Genomic DNA, 17,791 nt, shown 5'->3' with positions numbered 1-17,791 from the left:
CGAAGGGCGCCCGAGCGCCCGCCATCGCCCCGCATCATGTTCCACGTCGTCCTGGTCGAACCGGAAATCCCGCCCAATACCGGCAATGTGATCCGCCTGTGCGCCAACACCGGCGCGCAACTGCATCTGGTCAAACCGCTGGGATTTCCGCTGGAAGACGCGCGCATGCGCCGCGCGGGACTGGACTACCACGAGTACGCCACCATGCGCGTGCATGACAGCTGGGACGCGCTCATGGCCAGCGAACGACCCGACCCGACGCGCATGTTCGCCCTGACCACGCGCGGCTCCACGCCGTTCGGCCAGGTGGCATTCCGGCCGGGCGACTGGTTCGTTTTTGGCTCGGAAACGCGCGGACTGTCACCCGAGCGCCGCGAGTGGTTCCCGCCCGCGCAGCGTATCCGGCTGCCGATGCGACCGGACAACCGCAGCCTGAACCTGTCCAACACGGTCGCCGTGGTGGTGTTCGAGGCCTGGCGGCAGAACGGCTTCGAGGGCGGCAGCTGAAGCTGCCGCTGCGGCTTACTCGGGCTGCACGCCCGCGGCGCGGATCACCTTGTCCCAGCGCGCCTTCTCGCTCGCCATGGTCTGCCGCAGCGAAGCCGGCGCGGTGCCGGCCGGCACGAAATACTGCGCGCGCATCTTGTCGCGCACGTCGGCGCTACCGATGATCGCCACCAGTTCGCGGTAGAGCCGATCGATCACCGCCTGCGGCGTACCCGCGGGCGCCAGCACGGCCTGCCAGGAAATCGCCTCGAAGCCCGCGTAGCCGGATTCCGCCACGGTCGGCACCGACGGCAGCACCGCGGTGCGCCCGCTGGTGGTGACGGCCAGCACGCGCAGCTTGCCGGCATTGACCTGCGGCATCGCGATCGCCGGCACCATGAAGGCCGCCTGCACCTGCCCGCCGACCATCGCCGTGGTGATCTGCGGGAAGCCGGGATACGGCACGTGCTGCAGGTCGACACCCGCCATCGCCTTCAACTGCTCCATCGCCAGGTGCGAGGCGCTGCCGTTGCCGGGCGAGCCATAGTTCAGTTCACCCGGCCGGGACCGCGCCAGCGCGACGAACTCGCGCAGGTTGTGCACCGGCAGCCGCGCATCGACCACCAGCACGTTGGGCGAGGTCGCCACCAGCGTGACCGGGGCCAGCTGGCGGAACGGGTCGTAGTTGAGGTTGCGCGACAGCGTCGGCGCTGTCACCAGCGGACCGTTGATGGTGAACAGCAGCGTGTAGCCGTCCGGCGCGGCGCGCGCCACCATGCCGGTGCCGATATTGCCGCCGGCGCCGGGGCGGTTTTCCACCACCACCGGCTGGCCCAGCGCGGCGGCGAGCTTTTCGGTCAGGATGCGCGCGATCAGGTCGGGGGACGATCCCGGCGGGAACGGCACCACCATGCGCAGCGGCCGCGCCGGCCACGGTTGGGCGAAAGCGTTGCCGGAAGCCCCGGCGGCGCAGGCGGCAGCGAGCGCGATCAGTGCTTGGCGTCGTGTGGACATGCGAGGCGAAAGCTCAGGAACAAGGGGAAAACACGGTGGGTCATTCGTCGCGAGCGTCGCGCTGCAGCAGTTGCGCCACCGCGTCGGCGGCGCTGAGCCCGTCGAACAGCACCGCGCAGACGGCGCGCGCGATCGGCATCTCGATGCCATGCGCGGCGGCCAGCGCGGCCACCGCCTGCGCGCAGCGCACGCCTTCGGCAACATGGCCCAGGCCGGCCAGGATCTGCTCCAGGCTCTGCCCCGCCGCCAGCTGCTGGCCGACCTTGCGGTTGCGCGACAGGTCGCCGGTGGCGGTCAGGATGAGGTCGCCGACGCCGGCCAGGCCCATGAAGGTCTCGACCCGGCCGCCCAGCGCCAGGCCCAGCCGCGTCATCTCGGCCAGCCCGCGCGTCACCAGCGCGGCGCGGGCGTTCAGCCCCAGCCCCAGCCCGTCGCTGGCGCCGGTGGCGATCGCCAGCACGTTCTTGACCGCGCCGCCGACTTCCACGCCGGTCAGGTCATCGCTGCCATAGATGCGCATGGCGTGATGGTGGAAGGCCGCCTGCGCGCGGTCCGCCAGCGACGGCTCGGTGCCCGCCACGGTGAGCGCGCACGGCAGCCCCAGCGCCACCTCGCGGGCAAAGCTGGGGCCGGTCAGCACGCCATAGGCAAAGCCCTCGGTGCGCCCGGCGGCGTCGAGTTCGGCCCGCACCATCTGGTGCGGCAGCAGGTGGGTGCCGGCCTCGAAGCCCTTGCACAGCCACAGCATCGACACCGGCTTCGCGCTGCGCGCGGCCAGCCGGCGCGTCATCTCGCGCAGGCCCGCCACCGGCGTCGCCACCACCACGATGCCGTCGGCATCGTCGGCGGCGTGCGCGACCGCCTGCTCGAAATTCGCCTGCACCGCCAGCCGCTCGGACAGGGTCACGCCAGGCAGGTAGGCAGCGTTCTCGCGCGTGGCCGCAAGCGCCGCGAGCTGCGCCGGGTCGCGCCCCCACAACACCACGTCATTGGTGGCCGCGGCATGGCTGGCGAGGGCGGTGCCCCACGCCCCGGCACCCAGGAAGGTCAGTTTCATGGCAGCTCGAACAGTAGTTGGCACAAGCGCTTGGGCCGCTTGCGCCAACGATGGTAGCCCAAAGGCAAAACGGGGCCGCAGCCCCGTTTCAGTAGATGGCGCAGGACGCCGGGATCAGTGGCGAGCCTGGCTGCCGTCGGGCATGACGATGCCGCTGTTGCCGCCTTCGGCACCCTGGGCTTCCTCCATGGCGGCCTGCAGGCGCTGCTCGTACAGCGCCTGGAAGTTGATTTCCGACAGGTGGATGGCCTGGAAGCCGGCGCGCGTGATCACGTCGGCGATATTGCCGCGCAGGTACGGATAGAGAATGGTGGGGCAGGCAATGCCCAGCAACGGATCCAGTTGCTCGACCGGCACATTGCGGATATCGAAGATACCGGCCTGGTGCGCTTCGACCAGGAAGGCGACCTTGTCCTGCACCTTGGTCGTCACGGTGCCGGTCACCACCACTTCGAAGATGCCTTCCTGCAGCTGCGAAGCGCCGACGTTGACCTGCACTTCCACCGACGGGGCTTCCGATTCCAGGAAGATGGCCGGCGAGTTGGGCTGCTCCAGCGACATGTCCTTCAGGTAGACACGCTGGATGTTGAAGAAAGGTTGATCGTCCTGCTGGGTGTTTTGCTGGTCGCTCATGAAAGGCTTCCGGGAGGATGGGCTGGATGCGTGTCGGGGACGGCGGCGGCGGCACCCGCATGGTGCGGGGCCGGCCCGTTCCCGGCTGGAAAACGCATATGGTACATGACGCGAGTGGCGAATTCACCCGCGCCGGGGGATGCCTGGACCCTGCTTGCCGGAAATCAGACGATTCCGCGCAAGGCCTGTCGCGATACGGCTCAGGCGGCCAGCAGCGGCACCAGGCCGCCCTGGCGGTCGAGCGCCGAGAGGTCGTCGAAGCCGCCCACGTGGGTGTCGTCGATGTAGATCTGCGGCACGGTGCGGCGCCCGGTGCGGCTCATCATCTCTTCACGCTTGCCCGGTTCGCGGTCGATCAGGATTTTCTCGATCGTTTCCACGCCGCGGGACTTGAGCAGGCGTTCAGCCATGACGCAATACGGACACACCACGGTGCTGTACATGACGACGCGGGCCATGTGGGTTCTCCTTGAATGCAATGGGCGTGCCCTGGCCGGGCCGGGACACGCCGTGACGGTTACGACAGGTTGCCGCGCTTACTTCACCAGCGGCAGGCCCGCCTGCTGCCAGGCGGCAATGCCGCCCTCGAGCGCGTAGATCTCACTGTAACCGGCTTCCTTCAGCGCTGCCTGGGCCTTGCCCGAGCGCTGGCCGGTCTGGCATACCACGATGATGGGGGCAGCCTTGTCCTTTGCAAGCCCGGCCGCGCGCGAAGGCAGGTCGGCCAGCGGCGCGCTCTTGGCCTGCGGCAGGTGGCCCTTGGCGTACTCGGCGGGCTCGCGGATGTCCACCACGACGGCTCCGCGCTTGTTGATCAGCTGGGTCGCGGTGGCCGTATTGACCGACTTGCCGCCCGCGCTGCGCGAGATCGCGGGCCAGGCCAGCAGGCCGCCCGACACCACGGCGAGGGCGATCAGGGCGAGGTTGTTATAGTCGGCGAAGAAATTCACGTTGGCTTTCCGGTAGGTTGGGTCGGCGGCATTATAAAATACGCGGTTTGGCGTCCAGGCCCTGCCGTTGCACGGCCATCCGCCATTGTCGCCTGCCTGAGACATTGGGGTCACAAGTGAATCCCCATCAAGCCCCTCCAGGTGACGGCGCGGACGCATGCAGGTTACCTACTCTCTGGAAGCAGCAGCATGTACAAGCTCGTCCTCATCCGCCACGGCGAATCCACGTGGAACCTCGAAAACCGCTTTACCGGCTGGGTCGACGTCGACCTGACCGAGACCGGCGCCGCTCAGGCGCGCCAGGCCGGCAAGCTGCTCAAGGAGGCCGGGATGGGCTTCGACGTGGCCTACACCTCGGTGCTCAAGCGCGCCATTCGCACGCTGTGGCACGTGCAGGATGAAATGGACCTGATGTGGATTCCGGTGCGCAACGAATGGCGCCTGAACGAGCGCCATTACGGCGCGCTGGCCGGCCTGAACAAGGCCGAGACCGCGGCCAAGTTCGGCGACGAGCAGGTGCTGGTATGGCGCCGCAGCTACGACACGCCGCCGCCCGCGCTCGAGCCGACCGATCCGCGCGCGTCGTACGACGATCCGCGCTACGCCGGCGTGCCGCGCAACGAAATCCCGCTGACCGAGTGCCTGAAGGACACCGTGGCCCGCGTGATGCCGTTGTGGAACGAATCCATCGCCCCCGACATCCAATCCGGCAAGCGCGTGGTCATCGCCGCCCATGGCAACAGCATCCGCGCGCTGGTGAAATACCTGGACCAGATTTCGGATGACGACATCGTCGGCCTCAATATCCCCAACGGCACCCCCCTCGTCTACGAGCTCGACGCCGACCTGCGCCCCCTGCGCCACTACTACCTGGGTGACCAGGAAGCCATCGCCGCCTCGCTCGCGGCCGTGGCCAGCCAGGGCAAGGCACGCTGAGGTCCGTCCGGGCGGCCGCGCACGGATGTGCGGCCGCCCACCCTGAGCCGGGACGGGACAGGCCCATTTCTCCACTCGCACTTATACTGTCGGCAAACCGCCCGGCGCCGGGCGGCCGCAGCCGGCATAATCCCCATACCGTACACCCGTACTTCGCGTACAAGTTCAGGCAGCCCTCATGCGCAAGACGCTCAAGAACATCAGCCTAGTTTCTGTCGGCCTCGTCGCCGGCGTGCTCGCCACGCTGCAGATTTCGGCGACCGCGCAGAATTCATCGGGGCCCCTGCCGCTGGACCAACTGCGGCTGATGGCCGATATCTTCGGGCAGATCAAGCGCGAGTACGTGGAGCCGGTCGATGACAAGAAGCTGCTGACCGAAGCCATCAAGGGCATGGTCGCCAGCCTGGATCCGCATTCGTCCTACCTCGACGAGAAGGATTTCAAGGAACTGCAGGAAGGCACGCGCGGCCGCTTTGCCGGCCTTGGCATCGAGATCTCGCAGGAAGAAGGGCTGGTCAAGGTGATCAACCCGATCGAGGACACGCCCGCCTTCCGCGCCGGCATCCAGCCCGGCGACCTGATCACCCGCATCGATGACAAGCCCGTGCGCGGCCTGCCGCTCGAGCAGGCGGTCAAGCGCATGCGCGGCGAGCCCGGCACCAAGGTCACGCTGACGATCTACCGCAAGAGCGAGGAACGCACCTTCCCGGTCTCGATCACGCGCGCCGAAATCCGCGTGCAGTCGGTCAAGGCCAAGATGCTGGACAACAATATCGGCTGGATCCGCCTGACCAGCTTCCAGGAACGCACCATTTCCGACCTGGCGCGCAAGCTCACCGAGCTGGCGCAGAAGAACCCCAACATGAAGGGCCTGGTGCTGGACCTGCGCAACAACGGCGGCGGCGTGCTGCAGGGCGCGGTCGGCGTGGCCGCGGCGTTCCTGCCGGAAGACGCCACGGTGGTGTCGACCAACGGCCAGGTTCCCGACGCCAAGCGCGTGTACAAGGCTTCGTACAACAATTACCGCCTGTCGTCGCTGGAAGACGATCCGCTCAAGGACCTGCCAGCGCTCTACAAGAAGATCCCGATGGTGGTGCTGACCAACGCCTACTCGGCCTCGGCCTCCGAGATCGTGGCCGGCGCGCTGCAGGACCACCATCGCGCCCAGATCATGGGCAAGACCACCTTCGGCAAGGGCTCGGTGCAGACCGTGCGCCCGCTCACCAACGACACCGGGATCAAGCTGACCATCGCGTACTACTACACGCCGAGCGGCAAGTCGATCCAGGCCAAGGGCATCCGCCCGGATATCCCGGTCGACCAGAACCCCGAAGGCGATCCGGACGACGCACTGATCACGCGCGAGATCGACACCGAGCGCCACCTGCACAACAAGCAGGAATCGGAAGAACCGGAGATGACCGAGCGCGAGCAGCGCCGCGTCGAGGAACTGCGCCGCCTGGAAGAAGAGAACGCGAAGAAGACGCCGGAAGAGCGCGAAAAAGAGCGCCGCAAGAAGCCGGTGGAATTCGGCTCGGCCGACGACTTCATGCTGCAGCAGGCCATCGCCCAGCTCAACGGGCAGCCGGTCAAGCGCTCCAAGTCCAGGCTGGAAACGAACCCGCCGGCCGACAACGGCAAGGCGGCAAAGCCTTCGGGCAAGAGCGGCGCCAGGGGCGCCAGCGCACCGGCCGCCAAGCCGGCCGCGCCGGCCCCCGGCAAGCAGCCGCCGGCCAGCGCGCCGATCGGCGAGCCGCTGGGCACGCCGACCGGCAAGGCACCGTGACACGCTTGCAGCCTTAGACAGGCCGTCGGTTTGCTCCCCTCTCCCGCGTGCGGGCGAGGGGCAGGGGGTGAGGGCAGGCGCGTCAACGGCCGGGCCAGTGCGTTTACACCGTTGGCCCTGCCTGATGAGACTCCTCGCTAAACCACCCCTCACCCCGGCCCTCTCCCCATGAGGGGAGAGGGAGAACACCTTTCTTGGGGTAGCTCGGGCGGCTTTGGCGCACCCAACACCGCCCTCCTCTTCGCACTCGCGCAAGGATCCCATCATGAGTGACGACGGCCTCGACGACGAACAACTGCTGCGCTATTCGCGCCACATCCTGCTCGACGAGCTGGGCATCGAAGGCCAGCGGCGCCTGCTGGCTGGTCATGCCGTGGTGATCGGCGCCGGCGGCCTCGGCGCCGCCGCCCTGCCCTTCCTGGCCTCGGCCGGCGTCGGCCGCATCACCGTGGTCGACAACGACGAGGTCGACCTGACCAACCTGCAGCGCCAGATCATCCACACCACCGCCAACGTGGGCCGGCCCAAGGTCGACTCCGCCCGCGAAGGCATGCTGCGCATCAACCCCGGCCTGGACATCGTCACGGTGCCGGCACGCGTGGGCGATGCCGAACTGGACCAGCTGGTGGCATCGGCCAGCGTGGTGCTGGACTGCTGCGACAACTTCGCCACGCGCCAGGCCGTCAACCGCGCCTGCGTGCGTCACAAGGTCCCGCTGGTCTCCGGCGCCGCGCTGCGCTTCGACGGCCAGATCAGCGTGTTCGACCGCCGCCAGCCCGACGCGCCTTGCTACGCCTGCCTGTTCCCGCCGGCCGAACCCGCGCCGGAAGTCGCCTGCGCCACCATGGGCGTGTTCGCGCCGCTGGTCGGCATGGTCGGCACGGTGCAGGCAGCCGAGGCCCTCAAGCTGCTTGCCGACGTGGGCGACAGCCTCGCCGGCCGACTGCTGATGGTCAATGCGCTATCGATGGAATGGACCACCATGCGGCTGGCGCGCACGCCGGATTGTCCGGTGTGCGGCGGCCACTGAGCCCCGCACTTCGCCGCTGAACGATGCGGCCGGCGCTGCCAGGCGCCAGCGTGGCCGCGGCCGCTCTCCCGCTTCTCCCTATCGCGCTGCCCGCACGGCCGTCCTGCATGCGGCAGGCGCGGCTGCTGCATACGCAGAATTTTCCGCTGCCCGGCATTAACGCACGGCTCTAGAATACTGCGAACTATTTTTGACATATTTGCCATTTATTCTGATGGCACGATGTGTTGCGATGGACGCAGGGAGTTCGGAAAGCGAATGGATGCAGCTACCCTTTACCAGCAGCTCTTCAGCGCGGCCCATCGCTTGTTTGCACTCGAAGGCGAGGGTGTTATCCGCGAACTAGCGGTCGAAGCCTGGATCGGCCGTGAAGCCATCTCGGCGCTGTTCGAATGGCGCATCGTTGCGGTCAGCGCCAATGTCGATATCGCGCTGGACAGTCTGATGGGGCAGCGCGTCACGTTGCTGACTACGCTCGCCGGCGGTGGCCAGTCACGCCGCACCGGCCTGATCCGGCAGGCCGAGAAGCTTGGTGCCGACGGCAGCCTCGCGCGCTATCGCCTGACCGTGATCCCCTGGCTGTGGCTGACCACGCAGCAGCGCGACAGTCAGGTGTTCCAGAACCGCACGCTCGACAGCATCATCGAAGCCGTTCTGCAGGACTATGCGCCGTATGCGCATTGGCGTTACGCCGCCGGAGCCGAAGCCCGCATCGCCGCGTTCGGTGAACGCGACCACATCGCGCAATTCCGCGAGACCGACTACCAATTCTTGTCGCGCCTGCTGGCCGAAGCCGGTCTCGGATATACCGTGGTGGAAGACGACGAAGCGCCCTTCGGCCATGCCGTAGTGATCTTTGCCGACAGCGCGCAATTGCCAGAAGACTCCGAATCGGCGGTTGGCGGCGGTATCCGCTACCACCGCGCGCATAGCCAGAAATCGGCCGACGCCATCCAGCAGTTGATCTGTGAAACCCGTGCCGCAGTCGGTGGCAGCAATCACCGCCGGGCTGATGCGCAGCTTCTTCGACGACGCGGCCGAGCGGCTGTTGCCGACCCCAGCCCTGCTGGCGGCAGCTCGGGAACACGGCCATGCGGCGCTCTTCCGTGCCTTCGATGCGCGTCGGCCGTGGCGCGCCGCCGTGCTGGAGGGCGATTGCCCGCGCCTGTACAGCCGAGCTACCCCGCTGGGCGTGCATACCGCAATCGTGGTCGGACCGGACGGTCAGACGCAGCCGGACGGCAGCGCCGAACACCACGCCAGCCCGCGCGGGCAGATCCGCGTGCGCTTCCCGTGGCAGCGCGGCGCGCGCGCCGACGATCGCAGCAGCCGCTGGCTGCGCGTGGCACAGCGCCAGGCGGGGGCCGGCATGGGCTGGCAATGGCTGCCGCGCATCGGCCAGGAGGTGCTGGTCAAGTTTGCCGACAACGATATCGACCAGCCGTTCGTGATCGGCGCGCTGTACAACGGCCAGGGCGAAGCCGGCATCGCGCCCACGCCGGGCGGCAAGTCAATGGCCGCCACCACGTTCTCCCAGCCGTATGACGCCAGCGGCCTCTATGCGATGAGCTCCGACAGCCAGCCGAGCGCACAAGGCAACCTTGCCGGCGGCAACAGCCCGGCGTGGCACGGCATGGGTGCCGATCCGGATGGGCACCGCAACGACGCCGCGCTGACCGGGTTCAAGAGCCAGGAGCATGGCGGCAAGGGCTACAACCAGCTGGTGTTCGACGACACCGATGCGCAACTGCGCACGCAACTGGCCACGAGCGAACAGGCCACCCAGCTCAATCTCGGTCATGTGATTCACCAGCAGGACAATCGCCGCGGCAGCTTCCGGGGGCAAGGATTCGAGCTGCGCACCGACGGCTATGCCGCGGTACGCAGCCGGGCTGGGCTATTGCTGACGACCTATCGCGATGCGGTCACGGGCCGCGTGCTGCCGACCGGCGACAACGCTGCGGGCATTGCGCTGTTGCGGCAGGCGGGTGATCTGGTCAGGACGCTGAGCGATGGCGCGACCACCCATCAAAGCCAGGCGCTGTCGACAGGCAAGGACGATGAGTCACCATTGACGAAACACGCCAGGGCCGCAGCCGGCATGGTCGATGGGCAATCGCTAGAAGCGGCCCAGGGTGATGCCGCCGAGGGCAATACCAGCACACCAGGCAAGGTGCCGCACCAGGGCGAGCCGATGGTTCACCTCAACGGCAGGGCTGGCGTGGCCGTGGTGGCGGGACAGGACCTGCAGATCGCCAGTGGCGAGAGCGTCGTGCTGGCCAGCGGGCAGGACAACAATGTCGCCGTCGCGGGGCAGGGTCGCATTCATGCGGGACAGGCGATCGGCATTGCGGCCGGGCTGTCCGGTCCCGGCGAGGGCAACGTCGGCCTGCAATTGACTGCGGGCCAGGATGATATCGATCTCCAGGCGCAGCATCATCTGCTGAGACTGGCAGCGCGAGAGGACCTGACGATCGTGTCGGCGAATATGAATGTGGACTTTGCCGCGGCCAAACGCATTCGTATTGCGACCGCTGGCGGGGCGGCCATCACGATTGAGGGCGGCAATATCACCTTTGAATGTCCGGGGCCGATTACCTATAAGGCGGCGCAGAGAACGTTTGAGGGACCGGTGCACATCGATCAGGCCCTTCCGCAGTTTCCCGATGCGCCGTTTTCTCTCGACGACGACTATCCGTTCTCCATTTGATCGAGAAATAAGGTGCCCAATGCTGATAAGCCCTCCTTTCCTGCCACCACGAGTATCCAGCCAGACTGAGAATCAATGGATCGATACGGCCATGCCCGGTGGTGAGCCCGGCAACGGTGCCTATCCTGTCAGTTATAAACTCAGCTGGCATGGTGGGCTGCACCTCCGCGCACCGGCCCGCAGCGATGGAGGAGTAGAGCCCGTTCGCGCCATTGCAGATGGGATAGTTGTATATCGGCGCGGGTCGACGGAGCCACCCGCAGCACCAACTCCTGAAGCACCACTGGGCTATCAAGGCAGGACAAGTGATGGTGTGGTAGTCATCCGGCACGAGACGGAAACCGGCGCTGCACGCCAGAGCAGCATACCCACGCGAGTAGTGTTCTTGTCCGTGTATATGCATATGCACACATTGCGCGCCACCGTGCAACCGGGCCGGAGGATTCACCGCAAGGATGAGTTGGGCCAAGCGGGATATATCCGGGGACAGCCGCATCAAATCCATTTTGAGATTATTTGCGACGATGCGAACCTGAGACAACTCATTGGGCGAGACAGCGGCATTGTTCAATTGACGGCAGACGGCCGCAGCGACGCAATCTTTGGCGAGCTTTACTTTCACCTCGCTGAAACCACACCGGTATATGCTCAATGTCCTCCACGGATTCAGTCCAGGCCACCAGGAGGTGCTCCGCTTGGGGAGGAACTGATTGTAGGATTGCGGTATGCGGAAGGCGAAGGAACAGAAAGTACTCGCGGCCACGCGTATGTGACGACGTATCGGCTGGCAGGCGCACCGCTGGGAGAAGCCTTGCCCATCCCAGATGCTGAGTACGACATCTACCGGCATGCCACCGAAATCAGCGAAGCATACCCAGCGAATGCGCGACCTGCACCCAGTGCCGTGTTCGAACTGCTGCGCTTTGGAAGGGTAGTCGGTCCTGATCCTCTTGTCCCGGTGGACGTACCGCACTGGAGGCTGATTCGTACGCCGGCTGGTACGGGCTGGGTCAATCTCAACGCTCAAGGCGTACACAAATTCAGCGACGCTGACTTCCCGCACTGGCGCGGATGGCTTCTCATCACTGACATCGACGGAGACAGTCTATGCAACGATGCGACTATCATGCGGGCCGTGGACGTAAATCGTGATGGCACCATTACTGCGGATGAGGTGCATGCACGCCTTGATGCGCCTGCCATTCAGTCATTCCTAAAGACCCTGATCTGCAAACTACCCACCGAATGGGAGGCTGCCACGATAGAAGGTCGACGGGGCTGGTTGAAGACGCCGAGCCCAAGTAACCCCAAGCCGTTGCAAGAAGAACAGTTTGCCCGCTTGCGAAGTCATATCGAAGCCCTTGCGTTTTGGCAGCAAGCTAACTTGCACCTTCCGCAATATAACGCAGAGGGCCAGCCAGTCGGAGAGCGGGCATTGCCGAACACACATTGGCACTTCAATCCACGCGAGTTTATTAGAGCGTTTCGAAAGTGCGGGTGGCTATCCCTTCCGGAACTGGCGCGACTGATCCCCAGACGTATTTCTTACACGCAGCACGGCCAGCTTAGGACTGCCTCAAACGTCGGGCAGGTCAGCCGTGCCGCTGCTACAACTCGTCTACAAGCTTATGCACTGCATTTGAACCTAGTAGCGAGGAAATACGGAATCAGCTCTGCGCGCCATAGATTTGCACATTTCTTTGCCCAGACGATCATTGAGACGGATCGCTGGCAAGTGGTATACGAGTATGGCAGAGGAGCGCCCGATCGTAGGATTCCGATGGCGGAGTACTATGCCGCCTTCTATGGTCGCGGAATCATGCAGCTAACGTGGGCTGGAAACTACGAAAGCTACGGGCAGTTTCGGAACCTCCCCTTGCACCGAGGTGCCTATGTCGGAGAATCGGGGTCGACTCGAATCATTACTGGTGGGATCCGACTGTCCGGGATGCTGATGCGCGTATTTTGAAAGTAGCCGGTATCCCGAAGCGTTGGGCGCCCCGCTTCGACCCCAATGTAGTTGAAACTGATGCGTTCATGGCTTGTGATAGCGGGGGATTCTACTGGGTTAGAAAATACCTGAGCAAGTCAGGTGCCGAAATTAACATAAACCGGGCAGCGGATGATGATTTTAGTCCTCGAACAATTGGGAGGGTAAGCGTGCTCGTAAATGGGGGTGGAAATGGGTATTATGAAAGGCAAGCCTATGCGCAATATGCGAGGCGAATTTTGCTTGATACTACTGAAGTCGGTGCGACACAGGATTATCTGACTCCTCGCAACAATGTAACAGTTCGGGTTGATTATGATGAGCCCAATTAACTATTTTGTGGCTTCCGTAATGCTGGTGTCGGCATGTGCAACTGGGGCGGTCTCGGCTAGCCCTTCAATTGATCAGGCCAACAGAATATTCAATGCCTGCACAAAGCGAGAAAAAAAAAGTCTCGCATCATGCACTTCTGGGTGTGGGCTTATATTGAAGCGCTGCTATGACGAAGCGTCCGAAGGGTATGAGGATGAGATCTTAAAGATAGGCAAGAAACAGCTCAGTTCGGAATGCAAAAGAAAGATAGACGAAGTCTCGAGGAAAGCTGATGCATTTCGGAGGGAAATAGAAAATATTGAGGAATCCGGGTCGTGGCAGCAAATGGACATAAGATTGCTATTGCTTCGAAATAAACTTCAGCTCATCGAGATCATTGATAAAGGTTGCAAGCCGCAATAGCCGACGTCGCGAATCCCTGTGCTGCGCGACCCATTGTTTGCTTTCGCGCTTACCAGGCAAAATTTCAAGATCCCAATGGGCTAGGTTGTTTGGCATCGTGACAATCGCCTAACTGGAAAATTGGCACCCTAGCGAACAATCATGATGCACCGCATTTTTCCAACGGCAATGGCTGCATGTATAGCAACGGTAATTGCCAGCACCGGCCATGCAAAAACGCCAAGGAATATTCTGATGGATAAATCGGGATGGAAAACTCACTGCTTTGGGCGCTACCTTGTCGACTTGCCATCACAAGCAAAAATCAGTGCCGCTTACAAGCTGTGGGGTGCCGAAATCGAGCGCTTACCAAATGTCAGCGCCACATCGCTGCAAGGCAAAGTAGAGAAACAAGCCACTGCATTGCGGGCAATGAGCCATGACACAGCAGGGAGCATGCTGGTGCGCCGTATCGATCACGGAAATGGCTCGACAAGCCTGCTCTCGTGGAGCAGCCCACGGCGGACCATCCTGATGTATGAGGAAGCGTATCTGACAACTACCAACCCATGGCAAGCGTTCAAGTACAGCGGGGATATTTCGGCGAGCAGGCAAGCCATGGCGGTCGCGTTCCTGGACACGCTCGCCACCAACATCCACTCCCGCGCCGACAACGAAATTCCCAACGGTCCCGGCTTCTGTATCGACAAGGGCTTTATCGCCGGCAACGACTACCGTTCCGAAAGCGTGCAGGTCGGCATCACGCTGCCGCAGCATCCCAATGTCTTCATCAGTTTTGACGCCAGTACCGGCGCTGAGGAAGACCGGTTGCTTGAACGCGTCGACAAGTTTCTTGCTGCAGCAGTCGCCGGGCCAATCGCCGGCCTGAAGGTGTTGCGCAAGCGCGAACGCAATGTCGGTGCCATTCCAGCCGAAGAGTATGCAACCGCCGCGACCGGCAATGGCCAGCGTGTCTATGTTTTTGCGTGGGAGTCTCAGGGGAAAAACAAGTCCCTATCCGAGCAAAACGTTTCGGCCGGCCTGCGCGTGCTCGAGCAGCCGGTGGACAGTCCGCAGACACCGTATCAGCCGGCATTCCAGTCAGACGATGAGGCGCTGCAACTATGGGATGCCATCATCAACTCCATTCGGCTGCGACCCGGCGCAGTCTAGCGACGCTCTATTCCTCTTGCCGCGCCGTGTGTGCCAGCAGCCAGTCCGTCACGGCATCGCGGTCGCCGCGGAAGACGATGCGCGCCGCGCGCTGGTCGCGCTGGAAGTCATACATCGGGTCGTAGTAGTCGCGCAGCAGCACTTCGATCCAGCCGCGGTGCAGCGCCACCTCGCCGGATTCGGCCTGCCGCGCCAGCGCCTGGTCCAGCAGCGTCGACAGCTTGCCGTAGCGTGCGCCGCCAAGCCGCGGTGAGATCGCGGCCATCGCGTCGCGCAGGCGCGTGGCGTAGGCGGCGAAGCCTTCCGCACTGCCCTGTGTGTCGATAAATTCCGCCGCCAGGCCCTGCACATAGTCGCGTAGCACGCGCTCGACACGCTGGTCGAACGACGCTTCCAGCCATACCAGCGGACTGGCCTGCATGCGCTGCGACAAGGCCTGCGGCACGTCGCGGCTGCCGATGAAGCGGCCTTCGTCCTCCACCACCAGCGCACTCCAGCCCGCCTCGAGATGCCGCAGCACGTCGATGGCGAGGGCGTTTTCAAAGTCGATCTGCGGCGGTTGCGGCTGCGCGCGTCGGCCGAACGCTGAGCCGCGGTGGCGCGCATGGCCTTCCAGGTCGATTGACGCCGGCACGTCGGCCAGCACGTCGGTCTTGCCGCTGCCGGTCAGCCCGCCGACCACGAACCACGGCTGCGTAGCCGCCGCGGTATCGATGGTTTCGATCAGGTAGCCGCGCATGGCCTTGTAGCCGCCGCTCACGCGCGGATAGTCGATACCCGCGTCGCGCAGCCACTGCTGCACCAACTGCGAACGCAGGCCGCCGCGGAAGCAATACAGGTAGCCGTCCGGATGCGCGCGCGCAAACTCTGCCCAGGCGGCGACGCGCGCCGCCTTGCGCGGGCCGGACACCAGCTGGTGGCCGAGTTCGATCGCCGCCTGCTGGCCCTTCTGGGCATAGCAAAGGCCGACCTCGTGGCGCTCGGCGTCGTCCATCAGCGGCAGGTTGACCGCGCCGGGAAAGGCCCCGCGCGCAAACTCCAGCGGCGCGCGCACATCCAGCATGGCGACGCCACTGAGGAACAGGGTGCGGAAATCGACGGTATCCGGGCGCATCAGCGGATCTCTACGGCCAGCGCGGCGCGGGCCACCATCTCGCCGATCGGAGCGAGCGTCAGACCGAGGCGCTGGCATTCGGCCAGGAACCCGGCTTCGCCCGCGGGCTCGACCGCGACCAGCAGGCCGCCGCTGGTCTGGGGATCGCACAGCAGCGCGCGCTGCGCCTCGGTGAGCGGCGCGATGCGGTGGCCGTAGCTGTCGAAGTTGCGCTGGGTGCCGCCCGGCACGCAGCCCTGGCCGATATAGTCAGCCACGTCATCCAGCACCGGCACCGCGGCATAGTCGATACGCGCGGTCAGGCCGCTGCCGTCGGCCATCTCGACCAGGTGGCCGAGCAGGCCGAAGCCGGTCACGTCGGTCATCGCGCGCACGCCGGACAGGCGCCCGAAGGCACTGCCGGGCCGGTTCAGCACGCACATCCAGTCGCGTGCCAGGTGGCGGTTGTCGGCGCGCAGCAGGCCCTTCTTCTCCGCCGTGGTCAGCACGCCGATGCCGAGCGGCTTGGTCAGGTACAGCCGGCAGCCGGGCGTGGCGGTGTCGTTGCGCTTCATGTGCGCGCGCTCGACCAGCCCGGTCACCGCCAGGCCGAAGATGGGCTCGGGCGCGTCGATCGAATGGCCGCCCGCCAGCGGAATGCCGGCGTCATCGCAGGCGCGGCGCCCGCCCGCCACCACTTCGCGCGCCACCTCGGGCGGCAGCACGTTCACCGGCCAGCCCAGGATGGCGATGGCCATCAGCGGGTCGCCGCCCATGGCGTAGATGTCGCTGATCGCATTGGTTGCGGCGATGCGGCCGAAATCGAACGGATCGTCGACGATGGGCATGAAGAAGTCGGTGGTCGAAACCACGCCGCGCTGGCCGTCGGCGCCGTCCAGCGCATACACCGCCGCGTCATCGCGCGAGGCATTGCCGACCCACAGGCGCGGGTCCAGGTGCTGCGCGCCGCTGCCGGCCAGGATCACGTCGAGCACCTTCGGAGAAATCTTGCAGCCGCAGCCGGCACCGTGGCTGTACTGCGTCAGGCGGATGGGACTGGTCATGAGCGTGGACTCCGCGCGGCGCGCCGGCGGGTCAGGAGCCTTGGCCCCGCCGGCAACGCCTGGATGAAGAGAGGAATTGGAATGAGAAGGGTTACTGCCTGCAGGCGAGCAACCAGGCGGCACCGATCGGCGCCGCGCGCTGGGGCGGGCCGCCCGTCGGAGCGGCCTCGCCGAAGACGGCGGCTTATTGCTCGCCCGGCTCCATCTGCGACTGCAGGTAGTTCTGCAGCCCGACCTTGTCGATCAGGTCCAGCTGCGTTTCCAGGTACTCGATATGTTCCTCGGTATCGGTGAGGATATCGACCAGAATTTCGCGGCTGACGTAATCCCCGACCGATTCGCAATAGGCGATGCCTTCCTTGACGGTGGTGTGCGCGGTCTGTTCCAGCTTCAGGTCGCACTTGAGCATCTCGGGGGTATCCTCGCCGAGCAGCAGCTTGTGCAGGTCCTGCAGGTTGGGCAGGCCGTCCAGCATCAGGATGCGCTCGATCAGGCGGTCGGCGTGCTTCATTTCGCCGATCGATTCCTTGTACTCCACCTCGCCGAGCTTCTTCAGGCCCCAGTGGCGATACATGCGGGCGTGCAGGAAATACTGGTTGATCGCGGTCAGCTCGTTCTTGAGCTGGGCGTTGAGATGCTGGATGACCTTCTTGTCACCTTTCATTGGCGGCTCCTGTTGCATCGGGCCCGCGCAAAAATACGAAACGGCGCCAATGGCGCCGTGCAGTCACAAAAAAGGAATGCGCAAAAACGCGCCGTGAACTGAAATTCAGTTCATGGGCGCGTTCAGGCCACCAGCGCCTTGCGCTGGTCGTTCGCGACTGCCGGGTCCCGAGTGTCCATTATGGTACATGGGCCCGAAGCGGAACAGGAAGAAATCTCCACAACCTGGACGCTGGCGAGGGTCGCCACCGTGACATTGCGTACCGCGGCCACGCCTTCCTGCAACACCTGCTGCGCGCACTCGCGGCAGCGGCCGCAGCACGTGCCGACGCCGAGCGTTTGAGCCAGTTCGTCGAGGGTTTCGACGCCCAGGTGCGCGGCACCGTGGATCTCACGATCGGTGATCTGGTTGCAGATGCAGACGTACACAAGTCCCTCCGTTGAGGCGCGGGACACCGGCATGTCCCTGCGAATGAACGTCAGAATATCAGA

The 17,791-nt window shown here is 64.8% G+C and carries 15 protein-coding genes and 1 pseudogene; 7 read left to right on the top strand and 9 right to left on the bottom strand.

Features of this window, described 5'->3' with window-relative positions:
- The first annotated feature begins 36 nt into the window (after nucleotides 1-36).
- A complete protein-coding gene (gene trmL / locus CBM2586_RS01530; protein WP_115663135.1) occupies nucleotides 37-507 on the top strand; it encodes a tRNA (uridine(34)/cytosine(34)/5-carboxymethylaminomethyluridine(34)-2'-O)-methyltransferase TrmL in 471 nt (156 codons plus the stop codon).
- Between the two features lie 15 nt (nucleotides 508-522).
- Here the strand turns inward: trmL and CBM2586_RS01525 are convergent, their stop codons facing one another.
- The 5 genes from CBM2586_RS01525 to CBM2586_RS01505 all read right to left on the bottom strand — a co-directional run bounded on the left by CBM2586_RS01525 (nucleotide 523) and on the right by CBM2586_RS01505 (nucleotide 4,140).
- Nucleotides 523-1,500: a Bug family tripartite tricarboxylate transporter substrate binding protein gene (locus CBM2586_RS01525; protein WP_115663136.1), complete on the bottom strand. Its 978-nt coding sequence runs from the start codon at nucleotides 1,498-1,500 to the stop codon at nucleotides 523-525.
- Between the two features lie 40 nt (nucleotides 1,501-1,540).
- Complete coding sequence (locus CBM2586_RS01520; RefSeq protein ID WP_115663137.1) at nucleotides 1,541-2,557, bottom strand: NAD(P)H-dependent glycerol-3-phosphate dehydrogenase; 1,017 nt, start codon at nucleotides 2,555-2,557, stop codon at nucleotides 1,541-1,543.
- A 114-nt stretch (nucleotides 2,558-2,671) separates the two neighbouring features.
- Complete coding sequence (secB, locus tag CBM2586_RS01515) at nucleotides 2,672-3,190, bottom strand: protein-export chaperone SecB (RefSeq protein WP_012351616.1); 519 nt, start codon at nucleotides 3,188-3,190, stop codon at nucleotides 2,672-2,674.
- A gap of 200 nt (nucleotides 3,191-3,390) precedes the next feature.
- Nucleotides 3,391-3,648, bottom strand: coding sequence for a glutaredoxin 3 (gene grxC / locus CBM2586_RS01510; RefSeq protein WP_012351615.1), 258 nt, complete (start codon nucleotides 3,646-3,648; stop codon nucleotides 3,391-3,393).
- Nucleotides 3,649-3,726: 78 nt separating this feature from the next.
- Nucleotides 3,727-4,140: a rhodanese-like domain-containing protein gene (locus CBM2586_RS01505; protein WP_111518143.1), complete on the bottom strand. Its 414-nt coding sequence runs from the start codon at nucleotides 4,138-4,140 to the stop codon at nucleotides 3,727-3,729.
- A gap of 189 nt (nucleotides 4,141-4,329) precedes the next feature.
- On the opposite strand from CBM2586_RS01505, the gene gpmA reads away from it, so the two are divergent.
- From gpmA to CBM2586_RS01475, 6 genes and pseudogenes are all read left to right on the top strand, one after another.
- Complete coding sequence (gpmA, locus tag CBM2586_RS01500; protein ID WP_115686681.1) at nucleotides 4,330-5,076, top strand: 2,3-diphosphoglycerate-dependent phosphoglycerate mutase; 747 nt, start codon at nucleotides 4,330-4,332, stop codon at nucleotides 5,074-5,076.
- A 178-nt stretch (nucleotides 5,077-5,254) separates the two neighbouring features.
- Complete coding sequence (locus CBM2586_RS01495) at nucleotides 5,255-6,862, top strand: S41 family peptidase (RefSeq protein ID WP_115686680.1); 1,608 nt, start codon at nucleotides 5,255-5,257, stop codon at nucleotides 6,860-6,862.
- A 265-nt stretch (nucleotides 6,863-7,127) separates the two neighbouring features.
- Nucleotides 7,128-7,892 carry a HesA/MoeB/ThiF family protein gene (locus CBM2586_RS01490; protein ID WP_115663142.1) on the top strand — a complete coding sequence of 255 codons (765 nt, stop codon included), beginning with the start codon at nucleotides 7,128-7,130 and terminating at the stop codon, nucleotides 7,890-7,892.
- A gap of 258 nt (nucleotides 7,893-8,150) precedes the next feature.
- A pseudogene (locus tag CBM2586_RS01485) lies at nucleotides 8,151-10,602 on the top strand (type VI secretion system Vgr family protein).
- A 412-nt stretch (nucleotides 10,603-11,014) separates the two neighbouring features.
- Nucleotides 11,015-12,571: a hypothetical protein gene (locus tag CBM2586_RS01480; RefSeq protein ID WP_145987378.1), complete on the top strand. Its 1,557-nt coding sequence runs from the start codon at nucleotides 11,015-11,017 to the stop codon at nucleotides 12,569-12,571.
- Nucleotides 12,572-13,468: 897 nt separating this feature from the next.
- Nucleotides 13,469-14,479: a T6SS immunity protein Tli4 family protein gene (locus tag CBM2586_RS01475; RefSeq protein WP_172583280.1), complete on the top strand. Its 1,011-nt coding sequence runs from the start codon at nucleotides 13,469-13,471 to the stop codon at nucleotides 14,477-14,479.
- Nucleotides 14,480-14,486: 7 nt separating this feature from the next.
- Here the strand turns inward: CBM2586_RS01475 and mnmH are convergent, their stop codons facing one another.
- The 4 genes from mnmH to CBM2586_RS01455 form a co-directional block, all read right to left on the bottom strand.
- Nucleotides 14,487-15,593 (bottom strand): tRNA 2-selenouridine(34) synthase MnmH, encoded by a 1,107-nt coding sequence (gene mnmH, locus CBM2586_RS01470; protein WP_115686679.1) that lies wholly within the window; start codon nucleotides 15,591-15,593, stop codon nucleotides 14,487-14,489.
- Nucleotides 15,593-16,636: a selenide, water dikinase SelD gene (selD, locus tag CBM2586_RS01465; protein WP_115686678.1), complete on the bottom strand. Its 1,044-nt coding sequence runs from the start codon at nucleotides 16,634-16,636 to the stop codon at nucleotides 15,593-15,595. The genes mnmH and selD overlap by 1 nt, the downstream gene beginning before the upstream one ends.
- A 184-nt stretch (nucleotides 16,637-16,820) precedes the next feature.
- Nucleotides 16,821-17,300, bottom strand: coding sequence for a bacterioferritin (bfr, locus tag CBM2586_RS01460; protein WP_115686677.1), 480 nt, complete (start codon nucleotides 17,298-17,300; stop codon nucleotides 16,821-16,823).
- Nucleotides 17,301-17,422: 122 nt separating this feature from the next.
- Nucleotides 17,423-17,728, bottom strand: coding sequence for a (2Fe-2S)-binding protein (locus tag CBM2586_RS01455; protein WP_172587049.1), 306 nt, complete (start codon nucleotides 17,726-17,728; stop codon nucleotides 17,423-17,425).
- Nucleotides 17,729-17,791: the final 63 nt, after the last annotated feature.

The organism is Cupriavidus taiwanensis (genome assembly GCF_900250115.1).
Classification (GTDB): domain Bacteria; phylum Pseudomonadota; class Gammaproteobacteria; order Burkholderiales; family Burkholderiaceae; genus Cupriavidus; species Cupriavidus taiwanensis_B.
Note: the sequence above shows the minus strand (reverse complement) of the source record. Positions and strands in the feature narration are given on the sequence as shown.

Coding starts and splice junctions, on each gene's coding strand:
- selD (WP_115686678.1), bottom strand. CDS start 16,636: ATGACCAGTCCCATCCGCCTGACGCAGTACAGCCACGGTGCCGGCTGC.
- gpmA (WP_115686681.1), top strand. CDS start 4,330: ATGTACAAGCTCGTCCTCATCCGCCACGGCGAATCCACGTGGAACCTC.
- CBM2586_RS01475 (WP_172583280.1), top strand. CDS start 13,469: ATGATGCACCGCATTTTTCCAACGGCAATGGCTGCATGTATAGCAACG.
- grxC (WP_012351615.1), bottom strand. CDS start 3,648: ATGGCCCGCGTCGTCATGTACAGCACCGTGGTGTGTCCGTATTGCGTC.
- secB (WP_012351616.1), bottom strand. CDS start 3,190: ATGAGCGACCAGCAAAACACCCAGCAGGACGATCAACCTTTCTTCAAC.
- trmL (WP_115663135.1), top strand. CDS start 37: ATGTTCCACGTCGTCCTGGTCGAACCGGAAATCCCGCCCAATACCGGC.
- CBM2586_RS01525 (WP_115663136.1), bottom strand. CDS start 1,500: ATGTCCACACGACGCCAAGCACTGATCGCGCTCGCTGCCGCCTGCGCC.
- CBM2586_RS01490 (WP_115663142.1), top strand. CDS start 7,128: ATGAGTGACGACGGCCTCGACGACGAACAACTGCTGCGCTATTCGCGC.
- bfr (WP_115686677.1), bottom strand. CDS start 17,300: ATGAAAGGTGACAAGAAGGTCATCCAGCATCTCAACGCCCAGCTCAAG.
- mnmH (WP_115686679.1), bottom strand. CDS start 15,593: ATGCGCCCGGATACCGTCGATTTCCGCACCCTGTTCCTCAGTGGCGTC.
- CBM2586_RS01520 (WP_115663137.1), bottom strand. CDS start 2,557: ATGAAACTGACCTTCCTGGGTGCCGGGGCGTGGGGCACCGCCCTCGCC.
- CBM2586_RS01495 (WP_115686680.1), top strand. CDS start 5,255: ATGCGCAAGACGCTCAAGAACATCAGCCTAGTTTCTGTCGGCCTCGTC.